Origin of the sequence: Pseudomonas libanensis (assembly GCF_001439685.1) — a bacterium.
Lineage (GTDB): Bacteria > Pseudomonadota > Gammaproteobacteria > Pseudomonadales > Pseudomonadaceae > Aquipseudomonas > Aquipseudomonas libanensis.
Window position 1 is genome coordinate 71,200 of sequence record NZ_JYLH01000013.1, and the last position, 23,318, is coordinate 94,517.

Sequence of the window (23,318 nt, forward strand, 5' to 3'; positions counted from 1 at the left end):
AGGACGCCCGTAGGAAGCGGCTGACATTGCGGTAAGCGCCTTGCTCCATTGCCTACGCGTACGTCAGAATCCGCCGGCTTGTGTGCCTGGGTGGCGGTCTCTAAGGTTTGCCGGTCGCTGAATTTCTCGGTGATCGGGTTTAGTAGCCTGAGATTGGTCACTCTCAAGTGCATAAGTCTGCCTGAGTTAATGGCGGCTGTGCGTAGGGCACTTTCGGGTGCGCCGGCTTTGAGTGTCCACCGGTCTACTAACCTGCGTACAGCTGCCACCCTCGTTTAGTAGCGATACGGCGGCGGCCCACTTCAGGATGCTCAAAATGATCAAAAAAACTGCAACCCCGCCAACCACTCTCTTTACACTCATCCCCGATGTCTCTAGCGAAACCCTGCTGATCAACAGCTACGAAACCGTGTGCTCCGTCAGCACCTTGCTGCTCGACCTGTCCGATGACCTCACCGGCAAACATCGCGATATAGCCCTGGCCATTCATCAATTGAGCGAGCTGAGCGTATTGCTGGTCGGCAAAGCCATGGACCAGCACACCCCGCGCTGCTGAGACCTTACTCGGTCCAAATGTGGGAGCGGGGTTTGCCCCTCCCACATTTTTTAACCGTGCCCACTTTGCCCCTGCTAGATTAACCACTCTCCATCGCCAGGGAAGCACCATGGGACATTCACTGAAAATCTTAGGCCGCACGTCCTCCATCAACGTGCGCAAAGTGTTGTGGACCTGCCAGGAACTGGGCATCGACTATGTGCGCGAGGACTGGGGCATCGGCTTCAAGCCCACGCAGTCCACCGAGTTCCTCGCCCTGAACCCCAACGCCCAAATCCCCGTCTTGATCGACGACCACGGCGTGCTGTGGGAATCCAACACCATCTGCCGCTACCTCGTCGGCCTTTACCAACGCCACGACCTGCTGCCTGTCGAACCGGCGCCACGGGCCCGCGTCGAGCAATGGATCGACTGGCAAGCGGTCGAACTCAACCGCGCCTGGGGCGACGCCTTTACTGCACTGGTACGCAACAACCCAGACGGCCTCGACGCGACGCAGATCGCCACCGCGGTGCAGGTATGGAATGACAAGATGGGCATTCTCGAACAACAGTTGACCAAGACGGGTGCCTACGTCGCCGGCGAGGAATTCACCCTCGCCGATATTCTGATCGGCCTTTCGGTACACCGCTGGCAGGCAACGCCCATGCAGCGTCCGCCCTACCCGGCCATTGCCGCCTACTATCAGCGGCTCAGCCAGCACGCCGGTTTCAAGACCTTCGCCCTCGACGGCCACAACTAAGCACAGGGATCACCACGTGAACGGACTCAACGTACTACTCACCGGCGCCTGCGGCAGAATCGGCAAGACATTTTTCCAAGCCTTGCAAGACCGCTACCGCTTCACCCTCACCGACCGCATCGCGCCGGATTTCGACCTGGGAGGACACCGCTTTGTACACGCCGACCTCAGCGATAAATCCTGCCTGGCGACCCTGCTCGAAGGCATCGACGTGATCGTGCACCTGTCGGGCATCCCCCACGCCAGTGCCTCGTTCGACGAATTGCTGCCCAACAACATACTCGCTACCACGTACCTCTTCGAAGCCGCCGTGGCTGCCGGCGTGCAGCGCCTGGTGTTCGCCAGCAGCGCGCAAACCATCGAAGGCTATCCGGTGGACCGGCAAATCACTCCCGGCATGCAGGTGATGCCAGCCAATATGTATGGCGTGAGCAAATGCTACGGCGAGGCGTTGTGTGGCTACTACGCGGCCAAGACGCCGCTGTCGACCATCGCCCTGCGCATCGGCGCTTTTGAATTCCCCGAAACCCACGACCTGAACAACGCCCGCGACCTCAGCGCGTGGCTCAGCCCGCGGGATGCCGTGCAGCTGCTGCAGCGTTCGGTCGAGGTTGAGGGCGTGAAGCATTTGATCGCCCATGGCATATCCAATAATCGCTTCAAGCGCCTGGACCTGAGCGAGACCACACGTGTGCTGGGCTACCAACCGTTGGATGACGCATTCACCACGTTCGACATACCTGATATCTACTGATAGGGCGAGTACGGCATCGGCATCACCGAACCGCCACGGGGCAACGCCGCATAGCTAAGTGGCGCAAGCGTCCACCACATCCGCCTGTCAGAAAAGAGCCCGACCTGTGAAACCTGACAGTAGACCCCCCCCTACCTTCCCCACACCATAAGTACACGCAATGCCGACGCATTGCTCATTCCCTGGATATGGAGAGACAACCATGGGTAAGGTACTTGGTGAAAACGATGAAATCTCGGGGGTAATCGCCGGCTGGCCGGAGCCCTTCAAGACAAACTTTGTCGCCCATTTGAATGGAGAGTCGGGTACTTTTAATTCGACGGTCGGGATCATGTCCGGCTTCGCACTGTTGAAAGTAAGCATCGACCAAGACATCCAGCCGGGCCAGACTTATGAGATTGGTGCACCGGGAAGTGACACTCACAAGGTCAGGCTTGAGTTCGACAATACGCGGCCCGGCGAGCAGGGAACCTACTTTGCAATCAGCGGAGAATTCACCGTACAACTGCAAGGCCAGGTCCTGAACGCATCCTTGCACTTCAAAGCGACAAAGACGGGCCACCGTCGGCAGGAAATGAGCTTCTCAAACGGCGCTTTTAAAGTTGAGAATTTCAAGCTCAGCTGATTGACCTTGTCGTGGGCTGGCAGGTTTACGCCGCCTGCGTGAACCTGCCAGCCCACGACAAGTCATTTCACAAGCCACGACTTCCGTTAGCCAGCTAAGATTCCAGGTCACTGCCCCTGGAATCGACACTATGACCACACACATCGCCTCAGCCACAGACGGCCTCGACCAGCTCCGCGCCGCCCATGTCAGCGCACGCATCGATCGCCTGCCCGCCGTGGCCACCGTCTGGCGCCTGGTGGCGCTGCTGTCCATCGGTGGTTTTTTCGAGCTGTATGACTTGTTCCAGACCGCCTATATCAGCCCCGGGCTGATCAGCGACGGAATTTTCCATACCGCCAGCCAAGGCGTGTTTGGCTTTTCGGACCAGGCCGCGTTCGCCTCGGCGACCTTCCTCGGCCTGTTCTTCGGCGCCAGCCTGCTCAGCCCCATCGCCGACCGTTTCGGGCGCCGGGCGATTTTTACCTTTGCATTGATCTGGTACACCGTCGCCACAGTGCTGATGGGTATTCAAACCTCCGCCCTGGGCATCATCTGCATGCGCTTTGTGGTGGGCATCGGCCTGGGCATCGAACTGGTGACCATCGATGCCTACCTCTCGGAACTGGTGCCCAAGCGCATGCGCAGTTCGGCGTTTGCCTTTGCGTTTTTCATTCAATTTCTATCGGTACCGGCGGTAGCCCTGATGTCTTGGTGGCTTGTGCCCCAGGCGCCATTCGGCGTCTCCGGGTGGCGCTGGGTAGTGCTGAGCAGTGCGGTGTTTGCGCTGTTTATCTGGCAACTGCGCAAACGCCTGCCGGAATCGCCGCGTTGGCTGGCGCAGAAGGGCCGTTTCGAAGAAGCCGGTGCGATCATGGACAAACTCGAAGCACGCTGCCTGAAAGATCACGGCAAGCCCTTGGATGAGCCGGAGCCCGAAGCCGTCAGCGTTCAAGGCAGCGACCGTTTTGCCGATATCTGGCAACCACCGTACCGGCGCCGCGCCTTGATGCTGATCGTGTTCCATGTGTTCCAGGCCATCGGTTTTTTCGGCTTTGGCAATTGGTTGCCGGCGCTGCTGTCGGGTCAGGGCGTGAGCGTGACCCACAGCTTGATGTACGCCTTTATCATCACCCTCGCTTACCCGCTCGGCCCCTTGCTGTTTGTAAAGGTGGCCAACCGCTTTGAAAACAAATGGCAGATTGTCGGTTCCGCCATGGGCGCGATGATCTTCGGCAGCCTGTTCGCCCTGCAAACCAGCGCACTAGGGCTGGTGCTCTGCGGAGTGATGATCACCTTCTGCAATGCCTGGCTAAGCTTCAGTTATCACTCGTACCAGAGCGAATTATTCCCCACCCATATCCGCGCCCGGGCGGTAGGGTTCTGCTATTCGTTCAGCCGCCTGTCCACGGTGTTCAGCAGCCTGTTGATCGGTTTTATCCTCGAACATTTAGGCACGCCGGGGGTGTTGGCGTTTATCGCCAGCAGCATGCTGATCGTGATGATTACCATCAGTTGGTTCGGGCCGCGCACGCGTAACCTGGCGCTGGAAAATATCGCCCACTGACGGCAACGCTTGGCCGCCAGCGGCAGCATGCTTGCCGCGCCAGCCATGCCATTCTCAGTAAACATTGGGGTTTGCACACACGGCACGCTATTTGCTCCAGCTGTGGTACCTACCCTTTGCACAGGTGACCGATCATGCTGGTTAACAACAACACCCAAGCCGTGTCGACCGTCCAACAGATCAAGCGACCCGACATGGACCCCGCCAACGCCGCCGCCAGCGCGTTGTACAGTGGTGCCCTTCAGACTGCGCAGCAGAACATCACAGTGCCAGCTGCGCAGAAGGAACTGGACAAGGCCAGCGATCGCATTGACGAAGCGTTTGCCAAGACTCGCGTGCAGTTGCAGGCCACGGCCTCGAACAGCGATGTGCCGGCTACCAGCGTCGCCGGTTCAGCACGCAGTGAGTTCACCGATTACATGACCAAGACCCCGGCCGAGCGCATTCGCGATCAGTTGCTCAAAGAACGGGGCCTGACATTGGAGCAACTGAACGCGCTGCCGGTGGAAGAGCAAAATGCCTTTGCCAAGGAAGTGTCCGAACGGCTCCAGCAGCAGCAACAACAGCAGGTAGCTGCGAAGACGGCTGACCCGCAGGCGCAGACGGTGAAAGAAACCCTGGCGGCGATCTAAGCCCCCCCACATTTGGATCTTCTTTCACATGGGATCAGCAGGGTTTTCAGTTAGTGCAATTGAAGCGTGGCGTTGAGCTGACTGATCGTATCCGCCTCCATGCCGCGAGCCTTCCTAGTCAGCCAGCATTGCCAGCAGGGCGCTGGCGGCGGCGGACTGGGTCATGCCCACGCGTTCGGCGGCGGCGGTGATGCTGCCGTGATCGGCCACGGCCACCAGCAGGCGCCAGTGCATCAGGTTCATCATGGCAGCTGGGAGCGCGTGCGCTTGCAGGAGTGGTTGAATTTCATTGCCAGCGAAGTGCATGGCGGGCTCGCGGTGTTTTTCAACGCCGCGATCCAGGGAGAGGTGAAAGCCCAGGCCCGCAGTGGTTGCGGCACTGGCTGCCGAACATTCCTGAGTTGAGATAGGAGTACCGCCGCCGGCGGTGCTGGCCTTGGGCACCGACAGCGGGTAACTCAGTGACCGAACAGACCGGTCTCGGACTTCTTGGCTTTCTTGTCCGCGCGTTTTTCATCGGCGGTCTTTGCCGGCTTTTTCTTCGCGGCTTTCTTTGAATCCATACCTTTGGCCATGATGCATGCTCAACTGAAAGGGGATGTAGCACTGGGTATACCACCTATTGCCCGGCAGAAGGCGCTTATAATCCCCGCCCCCTGACAATGCAGGCCCAAAACACCATGCCTGAACTGCACATCGAACCGCTGGCAGAGCCTCTGTGGCCACTGTTGAATAAGTTTTACCGCAGCCATAATTCCTCGATGAAAGCCCTCAAGGGTGGGCGCTTGTGGGTGGCACGCGACAGCGAGATCGTGGCCGGTTTGTGCTTGAGCCCGGTGGTGGGTGGGCAATGGCTGACAGGCGTATTTGTCGACCCGGCCTATCGCGGCCAGGGGTTGGCGGCGCGCTTGATTCAACAGGCGGTGGCCGAGGTGGAGGGTACGGTGTGGCTGCTGTGCCATCCGGATCTGGAGGGCTTGTATCAGCGTATGGGGTTCAGTCAGGACACGGTATTGCCGCAATCGCTCAGTGAGCGGTTGGTGCGCTACAAGCGGAACAAGCCGATGATTGCCATGGGGTTCTCAATCATCTGAATGATGCCGGGCAAGAATGTGGGAGGGGGCAAGCCCCCTCCCACATTGGGATCTCATGTAGCCTGTGTTTATTCGTCAGCTATTGGGGCCATTTCCGGGAACATCACTTCGATAAACCCGAATTTGCTGAAATCGGTGATCCGCGATGGGTACAACCGGCCGATCAAGTGATCGCACTCATGCTGTACCACTCGTGCGTGGAAGCCATCGGCAAATCGTACAATCGGTTCGCCTTTGGGGTCGAAACCTTCGTAGCGGATTTGCTGGTAACGGCTCACCGCCCCACGTAAACCAGGCACCGACAAACACCCCTCGTAGCCCTCTTCCAGCACGGGGCTCAATGGGGTAATCAGCGGGTTGATCAGGATGGTCTGCGCCACCGGCGGCGCGTCCGGGTAGCGTTCGCTGGCTTCGAAACCAAAGATCACCAGCTGCAGGTCGACGCCAATCTGCGGCGCGGCCAGGCCAACGCCACCCACGTGTTCCATGGTCTGGAACATGTCATCGATCAGTTGCCACAGCTGCGGGCTGTCGAACATTTCCGGCGGCACCGGCGAGGCGATACGCAGCAGGCGCTCGTCGCCCATTTTCAGGATTTCACGGATCATCGCTCTGGCACTTCATCAGGGGTGGGCTTGGAGTGGTCTCGGCCTAGGCCCGAGACGTGTTGTTTTTCACTGGTGTGACTGGGTCCGTCGAATTCCTTTTCACCTGGGTCCTTGCCTTCGGCCGACATATGTTCGATCACGGCATTCATCTCCGCCCCCAGCAGCAATACCGCGGCGGAAATATAGAAGTACAGGAGCAGGACAATGATCGCACCGATACTGCCATACATGGCGTTGTAGTCGGCGAAGGTCTTGACGTAATAGCCAAAGCCAAGGGAAGCCACGATCCACACCACCACGGCCAATACCGAACCTGGGGTAATAAAGCGAAACTCCTGCTCCACATCCGGCATCACGTAGTACATGAGGGCCACGGCGAACATCAGCAGGATCACGATCAGCGGCCAGCGCAGGATAGTCCACAGGGTGACGACGAATTCCTGCATGCCGATCTGCCCCGCGAGCCACTCCATGACCTGTGGGCCAAGCACCATCAGCGCCGCGGCGGCCAGCAACATGCCGGCGATGCCCACGGTGTAGAAAATCGACAGCGGGAAGCGCTTCCAGATCGGCCGGCCTTCGACCACGTCGTAGGCGGCGTTCATCGCGCTCATCATCAGGCGTACGCCCGCAGAAGCGGTCCACAGCGCGATGACGATACCCACCGAAAGCAGGCCGCCCTTGGACTGCTGCAACTGGTCGATCACCGGGTTGACCTGCTCCAGCGCCTGGGGCGGCAACACCAGTTCCGATTGCAGGCGCAGCCAGGTGAAGAAGTCCGGCAGGTGCAGGAAACCGATCAGGGCAATGAGGAACAGCAGGAAGGGAAACAGTGAGAACAGCATCTGGTAGGCCAGTGCCGAAGCGTAGGTAGGCATCTCGTCATCGACGAATTCCTTGACGGTGCGTACCAGCACCTTGTGCAGCTTGAGACCTTCGAGTACCGGAAAAATCATAGCGTCTCCTTTCGCCGCAAAGAGGTTGAGTTCGTGGGCGACTCAAGGGCCGTTTTCTACATCAAAGTAGCCCATTTGGCGACTTTGAAACAATTTCCAAAGTTTAGTTGCAACCGCTCACATAAAAACGGCCATCCGTGGATGGCCGCCATAATGCCGGGTAGAACCAGCACTACGCCTTATTCGGTGGCTTTTTTTACCGCGTCCTTGGTCTTGCCCACTGCTTGCTGCGCTTCGCCTTTTTTCTCTTGGACCACGCCTTCAGCACGCAGCTTGTCGTTATCTGTGGCCTTGCCGACGCCTTGCTTGACGTTACCGACCGCCTCGTTAGCCATGCCTTTTACCTTATCGGAAGTGCTGCCCATGGTATTACTCCTGATAACAATCAAATGGTTTTTGGTCACTACCAGAAGATTGACCCAAAGCCGTTTGGCAGAGTTTCAATTATTTTGCGCAGCCATTTCATCGGCCTTTGCAGGTTTGGCTTTATGTTTTGCCCCCAACCCACGAGAATGCGCGGCACATTCAGGCTACACGGCTGAATAACAGATCCCGTAGGAAGGTTATGAAACTCAATAAAGCGCAGGCCATTGCCCGTAGAAACCAGGAACTGGGCGGTGCCGTACTCGGCGTCAACAACTGCCATTTCACCGACCTGGACCGCAAACGCAACATCTGGTGGTTCGACCTGCCAGTGGCGCGGATTGCCGTGGGCCAGTACGAGTGGATCCACCTGTTGATGCACAACGCCGAGAATGACCAGTTGCTGCACCTCAAGGTGCCGACCGTGTTCCTGCGCGAAAAACTCGAAGGCCTGGTGGTACGCAATGCGGGCAAGCGCAAGCCGGAGATTACCCTGGAGCTGAGCGCCGACAAGGATTCGTTCCTCAAGGATGTGCGCCCGGCGGGTGCGGGTGTGAGCTTCGCGCAGTTCGCGCTGTAATCCACCAAGCAGGCAAAGGGCCGTGAGCGAGAGCGTTACGCTCTCGCACCTTCGCTCCTTTTCAGGCGGTTGCCACGGACCGGCTGGCAATACGCTGGGCCAGGGCGATGGCGAACAGGCAGAACAACGCCATGACCAAAATCCCCAGCATCAGTCCCATCGCCGTGCTGGTGTGCCCCTCAGAGAAAAAGTACAGCGCCAGTGCAGCGCCGGCCATCTTGATAGCCCCCTGCAGCGCACTCCCGGTGCCGGCATGTTTGGCCTGACCATGCAAACTGATCCCCAACAGCAGCGGTGAGGACAGCCCACAGCCAAGGGCGACCAAAAAGCCGTATACCACTATCGCCGGAGCCGTGACCAGGTTGAATGCCTGGAGCACCAGCGGCGCAAGCGCTGCCAACCCCGTCAGCGCAACCAGGGATGTCATCAGGATCCGCTCAGGCGAGTAGCGATTCAAGAAACGCTTGGTCAGGTAAGACCCCAGGACAATACCCGCAGAGTAGCCAACGAATAACAGGCCGTTCTCCTGGCTTTCCAGATGGAACTGCAGCTGATAAATAAACGGACTCGCGGTGAAATAGCCGATGGTGATCGCAAACAGCACCGCGGAAACCAGGCTGTAGACCATGAAGTTGAAGTCCCGCAGCAGCACCTTGAAGCCCTCGAGCCGCTTGGCAGGCACCCCCTGCAGTGGAGCCGTTTCAACCAATGTGGCTTTGATAAATACCGCGCCAAGCAGCGTGATCAAGGTGAGGGCGTAGAAGTTGTATTGCCAGGGTAGCGCTGCAGTAATAAAGCCACCCAGCACAGGCGCAATCGCTGGCGACACCTGGGACGCCATAGAAAAAACCGTCAGCGACTTGGACAGTTCGGTTTTATCCTTGAACGTATCGCTCAAGATTGCCCGGCTTATCACCGGGCAACCGCCAGCACCGATGCCGGTCAACAAACGAAATAGATAGAGCGCCTGGATACTGTCTGCCGTCGACGTCAAGTAATTACCCAAGGCGCCAAGGGCCAGGGACACCATAATCACCGGCACCCGCCCTTTTCTATCGGAGATCGGCCCATACACCAGTTGCGACAGTGCAAAGCCTGCAAGATAGAACACCACCAGGCTTTGGGACTGTGCGTCCGTCACCGAAAATACCCGTGCGATTTCCGGCAAGGCCGGGTTGTACAGGTCGATTGAAAACAATCCCAATACCAGGATCAGGCAGGAATTGGTGATGACCATTTTTGAATTCACAACAGGCTCCTCACAGTAAGGGGTGATCTTTCAGGCGTGAGCTGTATTCGCTGTTGGGCGTGGTATGTCGCCCGTCGCACTTGATTTCAATGAGATGAGGCCGAGCCGCGCTCATGATGCTTTCAATACAATCGTGCAATGCCTCTGGGGTACTGACGCATGTCGCGCTCACGCCCAGGCTCTGGGCAAACAGGCACCAGTTGTAGTCGGGGATTTGCGTCAGCGCGGGCAAGTTGTCTTTGTTATTGAAGTAACTTGCCGAATACGACCTGTTGTTGAAAACCACAAAGACGATATTCAACCCATGTTTCGCGGCGGTAGACAGTTCAAGCCCCTGCATCAACATGCAGCCATCGCCGGTAACCACCATGGTCTTGCCATGGGCGCGGGCGAAGCTTGCGCCTATGCCGGCGGGGATACTCCAGCCCATCGGGCCCAGGGTGGTTGCCGATAAATAAGCCGCAGGGCCGCGTGCGGTCCAATAGTGGCCAAAGAACGAGCGGTGCGATCCCGAGTCAACACACACCACGCCATCACGGGGGAAATACGCCTGCAGCACGGGGATGTAGGCCGCGGGGTGGTCTGCGATATTGCCTGTGACCTTGGCATCGATCGCATAATGCAAAGGCACCCGCTGAAGATCACTCGACCACCTGGAACGACTTTCCTGGGTCGCGGCCAGTTCCTCTGCGTGAACCTCGCATACCAGGCGCAAGAACCCATCCCCCGTGGCTACCACGCCGTGATCAATATCGAGAAAACGCCCCAGGTAATCCGGGCTCTCATCCACCTGGATAGCACCACATGTCGGCCTTAACTCATGGGACCACAGCATGGTGCTCCATTGAGTGGTGTCGAGCCCCAGTAGAATCACGCCATCCACACCGTTCTTGAAGGCTTCAATGGCGCGTTTATTTCCCGAGTAACCGTAAACCCCGAGTGCATTGGGGTGGTCTTCCGGAAACAGGCCTTTGGCGCTCAAGGTGGTGGCGACCGGGATCGAAAAACGTTCGGAAAACGCCACGAGCGCAGCTGCCACCTTGGCGTTCTTGCAACGCAGCCCCGCGAGAATGACGAGATTAGTCGAGCGCTTAAAGACTGCCTTGATCGCTGCACTTTTGATCTTTTCAACCGCAAGCGCTTGATTGCTCCACGACTCCAGTACGCTTGGAGCGATATCAACGCGAGTCATGGACCTTTCATACAGCGCTTCTTTGCTGACAGCCAGGTAAGTCGGGCCTTTTTCCACGCCCCTCAATAGCCGGACCGATTCGCGCAGAAAGGCCGGCAAAGGTTGCCCGGCCTTGACTTCAAGGGCGCTGCGGGTGATGGGTTTGAACACATCGCACAGATTGACGCCCGTTTGGCTGCCGTCCTGGAGCACGTTCTGCATTTCCAGGGAGGAAGCAATCTGGCCTGACAACAGCAAGACCGGTTGGTGATCGGTATAGGCAGACGCTATCCCGGTCAGCGCATTGGTAACGCCCGGGCCGCCGATGACCAGGCACACCCCGATCTTTTCACTGGCCCGGGCATAACCTTCCGCCATATAGGACGCTCCTGTTTCGCAGGCAGTGACGACCGGCTCAATCTCCAGCGTTCCGGAACCATCACTGGGATAACAACGCATAAAAGCATTGATCAGTTTGCCGGGCACCATGAAGAAGTGCGTGACGCCAAAAGACTGTAGTTGGCGAAGAATGTAATGTGCACCGGTTTCGCCAGTACTTTGCAAGTCCATTGCAATCCCCTGTTCAGATCTCAATAAAAGCGATGCTTTCGCGCTTCATCTTCAATACGGCATCCTGAGAAAAAGAGGATGGGTATCGCACATTGGGCATATCGGCAAAATACGGCTTGGGACTATTCGGCAAATAGTCGGACACGTGCAGACTGCGTTCGGCCCGTGCGCGCAAGTAGGTAATATAGGAGGCGTTATGTTTGGTCGAAGCGGAGACGGTCCACTGAATGGCCAACTTCGTTGCCACCGGTGTTTCATCGGGTGCGCTGCTGCGGTGAGTGACTCGATTATCCCAAATAACCAGGTCGCCGGCCTTACTCATGACGGTGCGCTCAAAGGCCGCCGGGTCGGCAAGCCTGAGTTTGACTTCATCCTTGCTGAGTTTATGGGAACCGGGTAATAACGTGATACCGCCACCCGAGACCGGGTCATTATCTTGAAGATAATAGGCACACTGCAAAAACTCAGGAGAGGCACTGGGCTCAATCACTGCTTCAGGCAGGAAATAGGCATCGTTATGCCAAGGTATATAAACACTTTCACGCACCGTAAAATTCGGCAACAAAGAGAAATCCGACTGGAATATCTCTTTGATAGCGTTGACGGCTCGAGGCTCGAACAGCGCGTTGATCATGTCACTGAATTGTAGAAAGGCCGTTGGCAGCAGCGTGCTTTGCTGAGTCTGCGCCAAACTGCGGGTATAAGTCTCACGCAATGTGGCCACTTGATCGCTGGAAAGGACTTGCGGAATAACGACATACCCTTCTTGTTGAAGCTTTTCTCGATAATTCATGCTTTATAGTCCGTTATAAAGAGGGGGACCCGGCCACCCTCACTTTAATTCATGGATGATCAATCAGACTTCAACATGTTTGGCGGCTGTCGAAGACTCTTCAAATGACACGCCCAGGCGTTCAAACTCCTGGAAGAAATCCGGAAAGGAGCAGTGGACATCCTGGTAGCCATCCAACTCGTTGATCTGTTGGCACCGCAGGGAGGCGACAAACAGCGACATGAAGATTCGATGGTCCCCCCAGGCCGACAACACCGCATCACCGGCGTAACTCGGTTCTCCGCGGATGACGAAACCGTCGTAAACGCCGTTTTTAAATAACGGCTCTATGGCCACGCCCATTTTTACCAGTTCGGTCACCATCGCTTCGATGCGTGGCGACTTGTGCAAGCGGGTAATGGAGCCGCCAGTAACCTTGAACTCGCCTTGCACATAAGCACCGATCGCCGCCAGCGTTGGCACAATATTAGGATAATCACTCGCATCAAAATGATATTCGCCTTTCAATTCGGCCAAGTTATTAATAATGCGCACTTCATTGGCAGCGTCATTGAATTCGACGTTTACCCCCAGCGCCTCGGCCACCTTAAGAATTGCACGCTCCCCCTGCAAACTCTTACTGTTCATATTTTTCAGGGTCAACGTACCGGGGAAGATTATTCCAGCTGCGATCAAGTAGGACGAGGACGTGTAATCACCGACAATCGTATAGTTTGCACTTTGGTACTGGCCTGGGTATACCGTGATTCGTGAATAGTCCGAGTTCACCTCAAAGGCAATCCCCGCTGTACCGAGCGTTTCCAGGGTTTGCTTGATATACGACAGCGACAGTATTTCACCGCGGATATTGACCACCGTAGGTTGTTTGGCCAGAGGCGCGCAGAAAAGAATAGCGGTGATGAATTGCGAACTGATGTTGCCGTCAATCGTGCACTCCCCACCCTGATAGCCACCCCAATTGACAATAGGCGCTTTGCCACTGTGGTTGATGCATGAAATGTGTGCGCCCAGCCCTTCCAGCGCAACAAACAAGGGCTCCATGACACGTCCGCGCAGTACATCATCCCCGGTAATAACGGCCGGAGTCGTTGTAAAGCAGGTCAGCGCGGCAAACACTCGAAATACCAACCCAGAACCTAGCGCGTCGATCACCTTCTTTTCGGGCTTGATCAAGCCGCCGGTGCCCGTCACCACTAACCGTCCTGGTTGTTCTTCAATCACTGCGCCGATACTACGACAGGCCTTTTTCATTGTTTCGGTTTCGAGACAACGGAGGTCGTTATAAATATAGGAAGTTCCTGATGCCAAGCTCGCGGCAATAATCGCCCGCTGCGTTTCAGGTTTTGAGGAGGGAATGGTAGCGATATTGCCGATCGATGCAGTAGGAAAGACTTTCAAGCGTTTTTGGGTCGACATGCGTTGCTCCCTAAGACAGTTGATCCAACGTGATCGGCGAGTGGGCATAACACTCACCGGCTAGGCTGAAACATCTTGTTACAACCGCTTAAAAACCTAACCTAGGGATTGGAACGTTTCAAATAACAAAAAGGAATAAGATTGGATCCAATCTATGACATGTTTTATTTTATTCTTTAATTTCATAGCATTACGAGCCATGAAAAAAGGTAAAACCCATAAAAAAACCGCCTTCGCAGGCGGTTTAAGATTGGAAACCCTGAATAAATCAGACGGCAAAACGACATATATCGCTATTGATTAGAAGATACCTGGGTATGCCCCGCCATCAATAAGGATGTTCTGACCCGTCATATAGGCAGCCTGATTACTGCATAAAAATGCGCATAATGCAGCGAACTCAGAGGGGTCACCAAAGCGCCCCATGGGAATGCTCGCCAGACGATTTTCAGTCACCGCGTCGAAGGTTTTTCCTGAGCCCTCTGCTGTCGCTTGAAGCGTGTGCTCCAGGCGTTGCGTCTTGAACGCCCCAGGTAAAATATTATTGATCGTGGTGTTTTTTGCAGCGAAGTCCTTTTGGCGTGCCAGGCCGGCAACAAAGCCCGTAAGACCACACCGCACCGAGGTTGAAAGCCCCAGGGCATCCAGGGGCGACTTGACCGCGCCAGACGTTATATTAATGATGCGGCCGAAGTTGCGACTCGCCATCGAGTCGATCACCAATTTGATCAGCTCGATAGGCGCCAACATATTTGTGTCAATTGCTGAACGCCACTCGTCACCTGTCCACTCGCGAAAGTTTCCTGGCTTAGGCCCCCCGGCATTATTGATCAAAATATCAACTTGCGGCGCGGCATCGACCAATGATTGGCGAATCGACGGATCCGTAATATCTCCGACAACCGAGATGACTTCGACCTCCGGATTTCTTTGCTTCAAGCGTTGCGTGGCGGCTTGCAAGTCAACCGACCCTCGCGCGTTGATCACGATGTTTACACCTTCGTCCGCAAGGGCCTGTGCACAGCTATAACCCAAGCCTTTACTGGCGGCACAGACGACTGCCCATTTGCCTCGAATCCCTAAGTCCATCATCAATCCTCGATCAGCCGTTCATCTTGCAAACCCGGGTATTAACCCGCACTTGTCCATTCGATATCACAGATGTCCGCAGAGAAACAAGCAGGGTATTAGGCCTATAGAGAAGCAAAAAAATACCCCTCAGTGAGGGGTATTGTTCAAGTGCGGCAGGACGCTTGACTGAGCTATTTTTTAACGCCCAGTTTTTTCAACTCTTCATCACGCAGTTCGCGACGCAGGATCTTGCCCACGTTAGTGGTCGGCAGCGCATCACGGAACTCCACAGCCTTGGGCACTTTATAGCCGGTGACATTGGCGCGCATGTGCTCCATGACTTGGTCCTTGGTCAGGGTGGCTCCTGGCTTGACCACGATGAAGATCTTGATGTGCTCGCCCGACTTCTCGTCCGGCACACCGATGGCCGCGCATTGCAGCACGCCCGGCAGGGTCGCCAGCACGTCTTCAAGCTCGTTGGGGTAGACGTTGAAACCGGAGACCAGAATCATGTCTTTTTTGCGGTCGACAATGCGCATGTAGCCGTCCTGCTGGATGATCGCGATGTCACCAGTCTTCAACCAGCCTTCACTGTCGAGCATCTCGGCCGTGGCGTCTTCGCGCTGCCAGTAGCCCTTCATCACTTGCGGGCCCTTGACGCACAGCTCGCCGGTTTCTCCCAGCGCCAGCTCGGTGCCGTCGTCGGCGATGACTTTGCACACCGTGGACGGCACCGGAATGCCGATGGTACCGATCTGGATATGCTGGATAGGGTTCACCGTGGCCACCGGGCTGGTTTCGGTCATGCCGTAACCTTCGCAGATGCTGCAGCCGGTCACCGCCTTCCAGCGCTCGGCCGCTGCCAGTTGCAAGGCCATGCCGCCCGACAGGGTGACTTTCAGGGCGGAGAAATCCAGCTTGCGGAAGCCTTCGTTGTTGCACAGCGCTACGAACAGCGTATTGAGGCCGACAAAACCGCTGAACTTCCACTTCGACAGTTCCTTGACCATCGCCGGCAGGTCACGCGGGTTGCTGATCAGGATGTTGTGGTTGCCGATCAGCATCATCGCCATGCAATGAAAGGTGAACGCATAGATGTGATACAGCGGCAGCGGCGTGATCAGGATCTCGCAACCTTCATTGAGGTTCGAGCCCATCAGCGCCTTGCACTGCAGCATATTGGCGACGAGGTTGCGATGGGTCAGCATCGCGCCCTTGGCCACGCCGGTGGTGCCGCCGGTGTATTGCAACACCGCCACGTCGCTGCTGGCCGGGCTGGCGTCGTTGACCGCCTGGCCATGCCCCTTGGCCAGCACGTCGTTGAACTTGATCGCCTGGGGCAAGTGATAGGCCGGGACCATTTTCTTCACATACTTGATGACACTGTTGATCAGCAGACGCTTGAACGGCGACAGCAGGTCAGCAACTTCAGTGACGATCACATGCTTGACGGCGGTCTTGGGCACGACTTTTTCAGCCAGGTGCGCCATGTTGGCCAGGCAAACCAGGGCCTTGGCCCCGGAATCATTGAATTGGTGTTCCATTTCCCGCGCGGTGTACAGCGGGTTGGTGTTGACCACGATCAGGCCGGCACGGATGGCACCGAACACGGCGACCGGGTATTGCAGGACGTTGGGCAGTTGCACGGCAATTCGATCGCCGGGCTTCAAGTCGGTATGCTGTTGCAGGTACGCGGCGAAGGCGCCGGACAATTCGTACAGTTCACCGTAGGTGATTGTCTTGCCCAGGTTGCTGAAAGCCGGTTTGTTGGCGAAGCGCTGGCAGGACTGCTTCAGTACCGCCTGAATATTCGGATACTCGTCTGGATTGATCTGTGCAGCAATCCCGGCGGGGTACTTATCCTTCCAAAAGTCTTCATTCATGGAAGCCCACTCCTCAGCGACGCGAATTCATCATCGCATTTGATGCGATTATTATTGGTGTATGTCTTTTTAAGGTGAATCTGGCGCTTTCAAGCAGGCCGAGACGTCACAAAGCGCGCCGAGAGTAGCAGCTTTGCCAAGGGCCGCCTAGAGCCAAAAGAGGGCCCTACAGTCATAAACATGACTCAAGAACATCTAATGGTCATTTTTAGAGCAAAGATTCTATATCACTGAAATCCGCTCTGGAATGGCCCTCACGGGCGACAAATACCAATTATGGGAGGGGGCTTGCTCCCGATAGCGGCGGGCCAGTCAATTAACCAGGTGACTGACCCTCCGCAATCGGGGGCAAGCCCCCTCCCACATTTTGAGCGTATTTCAATTCAGGCTATGTCGCGCAGCTCCCGCCGCAGAATCTTGCCCACTGGCGTCATCGGCAACGACTCCCTCAGCACAATATGCTTGGGCACCTTGTAGCCCGTGAAGTTGGCCTTGCAGTACGCCTTCAGCTCCTCAAGGCTCACCCCCTGGGCCCGCGCCACCACGAACAATTTCACCGCCTCCCCCGTACGCTCATCTGGCACGCCGATCACCGCGCAGTTGGCTACGGCCGGGTGGGCCATCACCACGTCTTCGATTTCGTTGGGGTACACGTTGAAACCCGAGACGATGATCAGATCCTTCTTGCGATCCACAATACTGACGTAGCCGTCGGTATCGATCACCGCAATGTCGCCGGTCTTGAGCCAGCCTTCGGCGTCCAGGGTCTCGGCGGTGGCGACCGGTTGCTGCCAATAGCCCTTCATCACCTGCGGACCCTGGATACACAGCTCGCCGCGTTCGCCCAGCGGCAGTTCGTGCCCCTCATCATCAATGACTTTCATCGCCGTACCCGGCACCGGAATACCCACGGTGCCCAGGCGTGCCAGGCCGCCGTAGGGGTTGGTGCTGGCCACCGGTGAGGTTTCGGTGAGGCCGTAGCCTTCGCCGATGGAGCAGCCGGTCAACGCCTTCCAGCGTTCAGCCGTGGCCTTGACCAGGGCGGTGCCGCCGGAATTGGTGATCTTGAGGTGGGAGAAATCCAGGGTCTTGAAGTCCGGGTGATCCATCAGCGCCACAAACAGGGTGTTGAGCCCCAAGAGGCAGGAGAACCGCCACTGCTTGAGTTCCTTGATAAAGCCGCCAATGTCCCGAGGGTTGGTAATCAGCACATTGTGGTTGCCGGACACCATCATGCACATGCAGTTCGCCGTGAATGCGTAAATGTGATACAGCGGCAGCGGGGCAATCATCACCTCCTGCCCTTCCTTGACCAGCGGGTGGCCGTCCTCGCCCAGTTGCGACATGCATGCGCGCACTTGCTGCATATTCGCCACCAGGTTGCCGTGGGTGAGCATCGCGCCCTTGGCAAGGCCAGTGGTGCCACCGGTGTATTGCAGCACGGCGATATCGTCCAGGCTCACCGGATGTCGCGTCACGCCAAGGCCCGCGCCCATGCGCAAGGCGCGCTTGAACGACACCGCCCGTGGCAGGTGGTAGGCCGGGACCATCTTCTTCACCTTGTCGACCACGGTGTTGACCAGCCAGCCCTTGGCGGCGGGCATGAAGTCGCCCATTCTGGCTTCGATCAGGTAGTCGATCTCGGTGTCGGTGCAAACCTCCTGCACCCGCGAACCGAACAGGTTGAGGTAGACCAGCGCCCGCACGCCCGCGTCCTTGAACTGGTGACGCATTTCGCGCGGAGTGTACAGCGGGTTGGTATTGACCACGATCAGCCCGGCGCGCAGAGCTCCGAATACCGCCACCGGGTAATGCAGCACGTTGGGCATCTGCACCGCGATACGCTCGCCAGGCTTGAGGTCGGTGTGCTGCTGCAGGTAACCGGCAAACGCCGCACTCTGGCGCTCAAGCTCAGCGTAGGTCAGGGTGATGCCCATGTTGCTGAACGCCGGACGGTCGGCAAAAGTCTTGCAGGAACGCTCGAAGACCTCGATCACCGACTTGTAGGTGCTGAGGTCGATGGCATTGGGGACGCCCGCCGCGCGTTTGTCATTCCAGAAATCAGGTTGCATTATTCTTGTCCTCTTACCTGAATGTGTCCGGCCGCTCTATCCATTTATAAGAAGCGGAGCCTTGGGGACGTTAGCAGCTATGACCAAACAGGCAAATATGCATGATCGTGTCATTGATTGTATGAATCTTGCGGCTAACGTGTAGGCAGATACTGCGTCCCTCTGCCAATGAGCGATACACTGCAATGATTCTGAGCAAATGGAGTCGCCATGAACCACAGCACCTTCTGGCTGACCGCGAACGACCGCAGCCGCCTGTACGTCAATCAATGGATGCCCGACGGGCTGCCCAGGGCCGTGGTGATGCTCGCCCATGGCATGGCCGAGCACAGTGGTCGTTATGCTCGCCTGGCCGAAGCCCTGTGCGGCGCAGGCTATGGCGTGTATGCGCTGGACCAGCGCGGCCATGGCCGTACTGCTGACGAGGGTACTTTGGGGCTCTACGCCGAAAAGGATGGCTGGAACAAGGTAGTGGGCGACCTGGCCAGCCTCAACCAGCATATTGGCCAGCAGCAACCGGGCCTGCCGATTATTTTGCTTGGCCACAGCATGGGCAGCTACATCGCCCAGGGTTATCTGCTGCACCACAGTGCCAGCCTGCATGGAGCGATTCTCAGCGGTTCGAATTTCCAGCCGGTGGCGCTGTACACCGCAGCACGGTTAATCGCGCGTATCGAACGCCTGCGCCAGGGTGCGCGCGGCCGCAGCGCGCTGATCGAGTTCCTGTCGTTCGGCTCGTTCAACAAAGCGTTCAAGCCCACCCGCACGGCATTCGACTGGCTCAGCCGCGACCCGGATGAAGTCGACAAGTACATCAACGACCCACTGTGCGGTTTGCGTTGCACCAACCAGCTGTGGATCGACCTGCTAGGCGGCTTGCAGCAGATCAGCAAAGCGTCCAATCTCGCCCAGATCGACCCGGGCCTGCCGATCCTGGTGATAGGCGGCGAATGTGATCCGGTGAGCGAAGGCAAGCGTCTCAAGGATCTGGCCCATGCCCTGCGTGAAGCCGGCTGCCAGAACGTGCAAGTGAATCTTTATCCGCAGGCGCGGCACGAAGTGTTCAACGAAACCAACCGCGCTGAAGTCACAGCGGATGTATTGACCTGGCTCGACCAGGCCCTGGCCCTGCGCAGGCCGACCCGCTGTGAATAATTTTTCGTTTAAAATCAGTTAATTAATTACCGCTTAGCCACAGGATGCAGCTTTAGATGACCCAGGTAACCAACACCCCGTATGAAGCCCTCGAAGTCGGCCAGACGGCCAGCTACAGCAAGTTGGTAGAAGAGCGCGATATCCAGCTGTTCGCCGCCATGTCCGGCGACCACAACCCCGTGCACCTGGATGCCGAATACGCCAAAGCGACCATGTTCAAGGAGCGTATTGCCCACGGCATGTTCAGCGGCGCGTTGATCAGTGCAGCCGTGGCCTGCGAGCTGCCTGGGCCGGGCACTATCTACATCGGCCAGCAGATGACCTTCCAGAAGCCGGTCAAGATTGGCGACACCCTCACCGTGCGCCTGGAAATCCTCGAAAAGCTGCCGAAGTTCCGTGTGCGCATTGCCACGCGGGTATTCAACCAGCGTGAAGAGTTGGTTGTGGATGGCGAAGCGGAGATTCTGGCACCGCGCAAGCAGCAGGTGGTGACCTTGACCGAGTTGCCGCCGATCAGCATCGGCTGAGGCTGACTGCAATCTTAAAATCTACACAATGCAAAATGTGGGAGGGGGCAAGCCCCCTCCCACATTCTTTACAGTGCAGGTCTTACGACTGAGCGCGAGCCTGGTTACGCAGGGCCTTCACCTGATCGTGGTTACGCTGTACGCCATGGTACTGACGCTCAACCAGGTCACGAATGCCCAGCAGGTTGTGCTTGTTGATCTTCTCGATCGCTTCACGGTAAGCCTTGAGTGCGTGGTCTTCACCGCGCTCGGCTTCGTTCAGCACAGCTTCTTCGTCCTTGCCGGTGACCATCGACTTCACGTCGACCCAGCCACGGTGCAGGGCGCCGGCCATGCTGCCGGAATCCTCCGGATCGCCGCCCAGGGCACGCACGGCTGTTTTCAGCTCTGCAGCAGCCGTCGCGCAGTCAGCAGAGCGCTTGGCAAACAAAGCTTTGAGTTCTGGGTGCTTGATGTCTTCAGCACATTCCTTGAAACCCTTTTGGCCGTCGATGCTGGTCTCGATCAGGTCGTTCAGTACAGAGATCGATTCTTTATTGATGTCAGTCATTTTTCAATTCCTTATACGGGTTAGAAGGTTGCCTGGGTTATTGCAGCGCCCGTGCCAGGTTTTGAAAAACAAAAATATCTTTAAATTTCAATAAGTTAATATTTATTGAACCATCTGTATTGACGTTATTTGCATGATCTGTCATTTGGCCTTCGTGCAGAATGCCTGTATTTTCGAAGACCTCGCCTCAATCGCACGAAGCTCATGAACCCCGAAAAACTCGAATTGCTGATCACCCGCGAAATGCCCTTCGGCAAATACAAGGGCCGGATCATCGCCGACCTGCCCGGGCCTTACCTGAACTGGTTCGCCCGCGAAGGGTTTCCCCACGGTGAATTAGGCGGTTTGCTGGCCCTGATGCAGGAAATCGACCACAACGGCTTGTCTGAATTGCTCGAACCGCTGCGCGTTAAACACGGTAAACCCGCCCCCCGCCATTAAGAGACTCGCCATGCCAAGGAATGCTGATAACGAACCCCACTGGCGCGCTATCGCCGAGCGCTTTGACCTGGAGCCTGGGCCGATCAATCTGGAAAATGGTTATTTCGGGCGCATGAGCCGCGCAGTACAGGCGCAGTACCTTGAACACATCAGCTATATCAACCGCAGCAACTCGGTGTATGTGCGCCAGCGCTTTGAGCAGGGTGAAAATATTCAGATCCGTCGTCAATTGGCCGAACTGATTGATGTCGATCCACAGGCGCTGGCCTTCACCCGCAACGCCACCGAAGCCTTGCAGTCACTGATCCGCAACTACAACCGCCTGCAACCAGGCGATCAGGTATTGATCAGTGATTTGGAGTACGACACGGTCAAGGGTGCCATGCGCTGGCTTGCAAGCGTTCGCGGCATGGAAGTGATTGAGGTATCACACGTCCACCCGGCCAGTTTCGACAGCCTGATGCAGACTTATCGCGACGCGTTCGTGCAGTACCCGCGCATCAAGCTGATGGCCCTGACCCATGTCACCCATCGCACTGGCCTGGTAATGCCCGTTGCAGCCATTGCCGGAGCCGCACGCGAACACGCTATCGACGTGATCCTCGACGGCGCCCACGCGCTGGGTCAGATCGAGTTCAACCTGGCCGAACTGGGCATTCAATTCGCCGGTTTCAACCTGCATAAATGGATCGGCGCGCCGCTGACCCTGGGCTTTATGTATATCGCCCCGGAGCGCCTGGCCGATATCGATCCGGACATGGGTGAGTTTCACTATCCGGCCACTGATGTGCGCGCGCGTACGTCCTACAGCACGCCGAATTTTCCCGCGCTGATGACCTTGCCTTTAGTGCTCGAAGAACATCGACAATTGGGTGGCGCTGCAACCAAAGGCGCACGGGTAAATTACCTGCGCGATCTGTGGGTAAGCCAGGTAAGGCCATTGCCGGGGATTGAAGTGCTGACGTCGGATGATCCGCGACTGTATTGCGGGATCACCGCGTTCAAGTTCATCGGGCGGGATCAGCAAGTGATGGTGGATAGGTTGCTCAAGGAGCACGACTTGTTTGCCACCACGCGCACGGGGGCTGCGTTTGGCACCTGTATCCGGGTGACGCCGGGGTTGGTGACCTCGGCAGCGGATATCGGCGTACTGGTCAACGCCATTACCGAGCTGGACAAGGATTAAAGTGTGGGAGGGAGTTACAGGCAAAAAAAAGCGGCGCACCGACCAAGTGCACCGCAAAAATGCCGTTAAAGCACAGCAACAACGATTCGGTAAATCAACTCAGTCCAGCAGCGCCAGGGCCTCGGCGGTGACTTCCTGAATGCGCGCCCAGTCGCCGTTCTTGATCCACTCAGGGTCAAGCATCCAGCTACCGCCCACGCACATCACGTTTTTCAACGCCATGTAGCTCTTGATATTGGCCGGGCCGACGCCGCCGGTCGGGCAGAACTTCACTTCGCCAAACGGGCCGCCGAGGGCCTTGATGGCCGCAACCCCGCCACTGACTTCGGCCGGGAACAGCTTGAAGCGGCGATACCCCAGGCCATAGCCTTCCATGATGCCGGAGGCGTTGCTGATTCCGGGCAGCAGCGGGATCGGGCTGTGTACCGAGGCTTCCAGCAGGTCACGGGTGATGCCGGGGGTAACGATAAATTGCGAGCCGGCCACTTCAGCCGCTTCGAGCATATGGCGGTCAAGCACGGTGCCGGCGCCGGTGCACAGCTCGGGACGCTGCTCACGCAAGACCTGAATGGCCTTGAGGCCGAACTCCGAACGCAGGGTCACTTCCAACGCGGTCAAACCACCGGCTGCCAGGGCGTCGGCCAACGGCAGGATGTCCTGTTCGCGGGCGATGGTGATCACCGGCAGGATCCGCGCTTTGGCGCAGAGGCTGTCGATCAAGGCAACTTTATCCGCCATGGACACGGTCGGTTGAGGGCTTTTCATAGCGGCTGATCCT

The 23,318-nt window shown here is 57.1% G+C and carries 24 protein-coding genes and 2 pseudogenes; 13 read left to right on the forward strand and 13 right to left on the reverse strand.

Going from position 1 to position 23,318, the window contains the following annotated elements; translation table 11 throughout:
* Window positions 1-316 precede the first annotated feature (316 nt).
* The 6 genes from TU73_RS19810 to TU73_RS19835 all read left to right on the forward strand — a co-directional run bounded on the left by TU73_RS19810 (window position 317) and on the right by TU73_RS19835 (window position 4,855).
* Entirely contained in the window at window positions 317-556 is a 240-nt protein-coding gene (locus TU73_RS19810) for a DUF6124 family protein (RefSeq protein WP_057013647.1), read from the forward strand.
* A gap of 109 nt (window positions 557-665) precedes the next feature.
* Entirely contained in the window at window positions 666-1,298 is a 633-nt protein-coding gene (locus TU73_RS19815) for a glutathione S-transferase family protein (RefSeq protein ID WP_057013648.1), read from the forward strand.
* Between the two features lie 16 nt (window positions 1,299-1,314).
* Entirely contained in the window at window positions 1,315-2,052 is a 738-nt protein-coding gene (locus TU73_RS19820) for an NAD-dependent epimerase/dehydratase family protein (RefSeq protein ID WP_057013649.1), read from the forward strand.
* Window positions 2,053-2,254: 202 nt separating this feature from the next.
* Window positions 2,255-2,677 (forward strand): hypothetical protein, encoded by a 423-nt coding sequence (locus TU73_RS19825; RefSeq protein ID WP_057013650.1) that lies wholly within the window; start codon window positions 2,255-2,257, stop codon window positions 2,675-2,677.
* Window positions 2,678-2,807: 130 nt separating this feature from the next.
* Window positions 2,808-4,223 carry an MFS transporter gene (locus TU73_RS19830; protein ID WP_057013651.1) on the forward strand — a complete coding sequence of 472 codons (1,416 nt, stop codon included), beginning with the start codon at window positions 2,808-2,810 and terminating at the stop codon, window positions 4,221-4,223.
* Window positions 4,224-4,357: 134 nt separating this feature from the next.
* Window positions 4,358-4,855: a hypothetical protein gene (locus TU73_RS19835; protein WP_057013652.1), complete on the forward strand. Its 498-nt coding sequence runs from the start codon at window positions 4,358-4,360 to the stop codon at window positions 4,853-4,855.
* A 117-nt stretch (window positions 4,856-4,972) separates the two neighbouring features.
* Here the strand turns inward: TU73_RS19835 and TU73_RS28520 are convergent.
* Window positions 4,973-5,101: pseudogene (locus tag TU73_RS28520) on the reverse strand (helix-turn-helix domain-containing protein); the annotation flags it as partial.
* Between TU73_RS28520 and TU73_RS29030 the strand changes: the two are divergent.
* Window positions 5,099-5,212 (forward strand): annotated as a pseudogene (locus TU73_RS29030) (glutathione transferase GstA); the annotation flags it as partial. The pseudogenes TU73_RS28520 and TU73_RS29030 sit on opposite strands and share 3 nt — an antisense overlap.
* 323 nt (window positions 5,213-5,535) lie before the next feature.
* Window positions 5,536-5,949, forward strand: coding sequence for a GNAT family N-acetyltransferase (locus TU73_RS19845; RefSeq protein ID WP_057013756.1), 414 nt, complete (start codon window positions 5,536-5,538; stop codon window positions 5,947-5,949).
* 68 nt (window positions 5,950-6,017) lie between these two features.
* Here the strand turns inward: TU73_RS19845 and def are convergent, their stop codons facing one another.
* From def to TU73_RS19860, 3 genes are all read right to left on the reverse strand, one after another.
* Window positions 6,018-6,557, reverse strand: coding sequence for a peptide deformylase (gene def, locus TU73_RS19850; protein WP_057013654.1), 540 nt, complete (start codon window positions 6,555-6,557; stop codon window positions 6,018-6,020).
* Window positions 6,554-7,513, reverse strand: coding sequence for a YihY/virulence factor BrkB family protein (locus tag TU73_RS19855; protein WP_057013655.1), 960 nt, complete (start codon window positions 7,511-7,513; stop codon window positions 6,554-6,556). Before TU73_RS19855 ends, def begins: the two co-directional genes overlap by 4 nt.
* A gap of 179 nt (window positions 7,514-7,692) precedes the next feature.
* A complete protein-coding gene (locus TU73_RS19860; protein WP_043051227.1) occupies window positions 7,693-7,878 on the reverse strand; it encodes a CsbD family protein in 186 nt (61 codons plus the stop codon).
* A gap of 200 nt (window positions 7,879-8,078) precedes the next feature.
* On the opposite strand from TU73_RS19860, the gene TU73_RS19865 reads away from it, so the two are divergent.
* Window positions 8,079-8,456: a hypothetical protein gene (locus TU73_RS19865; protein WP_057013656.1), complete on the forward strand. Its 378-nt coding sequence runs from the start codon at window positions 8,079-8,081 to the stop codon at window positions 8,454-8,456.
* Between the two features lie 61 nt (window positions 8,457-8,517).
* On the opposite strand, the gene TU73_RS19870 is transcribed toward TU73_RS19865, so the two are convergent.
* The 7 genes from TU73_RS19870 to fadD2 all read right to left on the reverse strand — a co-directional run bounded on the left by TU73_RS19870 (window position 8,518) and on the right by fadD2 (window position 18,681).
* Entirely contained in the window at window positions 8,518-9,705 is a 1,188-nt protein-coding gene (locus tag TU73_RS19870) for a multidrug effflux MFS transporter (RefSeq protein WP_057013657.1), read from the reverse strand.
* A gap of 10 nt (window positions 9,706-9,715) precedes the next feature.
* Window positions 9,716-11,446, reverse strand: coding sequence for a thiamine pyrophosphate-binding protein (locus TU73_RS19875; RefSeq protein ID WP_057013658.1), 1,731 nt, complete (start codon window positions 11,444-11,446; stop codon window positions 9,716-9,718).
* Between the two features lie 13 nt (window positions 11,447-11,459).
* Complete coding sequence (locus TU73_RS19880) at window positions 11,460-12,239, reverse strand: phytanoyl-CoA dioxygenase family protein (protein ID WP_057013659.1); 780 nt, start codon at window positions 12,237-12,239, stop codon at window positions 11,460-11,462.
* A gap of 63 nt (window positions 12,240-12,302) precedes the next feature.
* A complete protein-coding gene (gene aroA, locus TU73_RS19885) occupies window positions 12,303-13,655 on the reverse strand; it encodes a 3-phosphoshikimate 1-carboxyvinyltransferase (protein ID WP_057013660.1) in 1,353 nt (450 codons plus the stop codon).
* Between the two features lie 300 nt (window positions 13,656-13,955).
* A complete protein-coding gene (locus TU73_RS19890) occupies window positions 13,956-14,744 on the reverse strand; it encodes an SDR family oxidoreductase (protein ID WP_057013661.1) in 789 nt (262 codons plus the stop codon).
* Window positions 14,745-14,917: 173 nt separating this feature from the next.
* A complete protein-coding gene (gene fadD1, locus TU73_RS19895) occupies window positions 14,918-16,609 on the reverse strand; it encodes a long-chain-fatty-acid--CoA ligase FadD1 (protein WP_057013662.1) in 1,692 nt (563 codons plus the stop codon).
* A gap of 383 nt (window positions 16,610-16,992) precedes the next feature.
* Window positions 16,993-18,681 carry a long-chain-fatty-acid--CoA ligase FadD2 gene (gene fadD2, locus TU73_RS19900; protein WP_057013663.1) on the reverse strand — a complete coding sequence of 563 codons (1,689 nt, stop codon included), beginning with the start codon at window positions 18,679-18,681 and terminating at the stop codon, window positions 16,993-16,995.
* Window positions 18,682-18,891: 210 nt separating this feature from the next.
* Here fadD2 and TU73_RS19905 point away from each other — a divergent pair, with 210 nt between their 5' ends.
* Window positions 18,892-19,836, forward strand: a complete 945-nt coding sequence (locus TU73_RS19905; RefSeq protein WP_057013664.1) for an alpha/beta hydrolase — start codon at window positions 18,892-18,894, stop codon at window positions 19,834-19,836.
* A gap of 56 nt (window positions 19,837-19,892) precedes the next feature.
* Complete coding sequence (locus TU73_RS19910; protein ID WP_057013665.1) at window positions 19,893-20,363, forward strand: MaoC family dehydratase; 471 nt, start codon at window positions 19,893-19,895, stop codon at window positions 20,361-20,363.
* An 82-nt stretch (window positions 20,364-20,445) separates the two neighbouring features.
* Here TU73_RS19910 and TU73_RS19915 read toward each other — a convergent pair whose 3' ends face one another.
* A complete protein-coding gene (locus tag TU73_RS19915; RefSeq protein ID WP_034139096.1) occupies window positions 20,446-20,913 on the reverse strand; it encodes a ferritin-like domain-containing protein in 468 nt (155 codons plus the stop codon).
* A gap of 204 nt (window positions 20,914-21,117) precedes the next feature.
* On the opposite strand from TU73_RS19915, the gene TU73_RS19920 reads away from it, so the two are divergent.
* Window positions 21,118-21,354 (forward strand): DUF3820 family protein, encoded by a 237-nt coding sequence (locus tag TU73_RS19920; RefSeq protein ID WP_017139191.1) that lies wholly within the window; start codon window positions 21,118-21,120, stop codon window positions 21,352-21,354.
* A 10-nt stretch (window positions 21,355-21,364) separates the two neighbouring features.
* Complete coding sequence (locus tag TU73_RS19925; protein ID WP_057013666.1) at window positions 21,365-22,540, forward strand: aminotransferase class V-fold PLP-dependent enzyme; 1,176 nt, start codon at window positions 21,365-21,367, stop codon at window positions 22,538-22,540.
* Window positions 22,541-22,639: 99 nt separating this feature from the next.
* Here the strand turns inward: TU73_RS19925 and TU73_RS19930 are convergent, their stop codons facing one another.
* On the reverse strand, window positions 22,640-23,305 hold the full coding sequence (locus TU73_RS19930; protein WP_017735662.1) for a bifunctional 4-hydroxy-2-oxoglutarate aldolase/2-dehydro-3-deoxy-phosphogluconate aldolase: 666 nt from the start codon (window positions 23,303-23,305) through the stop codon (window positions 22,640-22,642).
* Window positions 23,306-23,318: the final 13 nt, after the last annotated feature.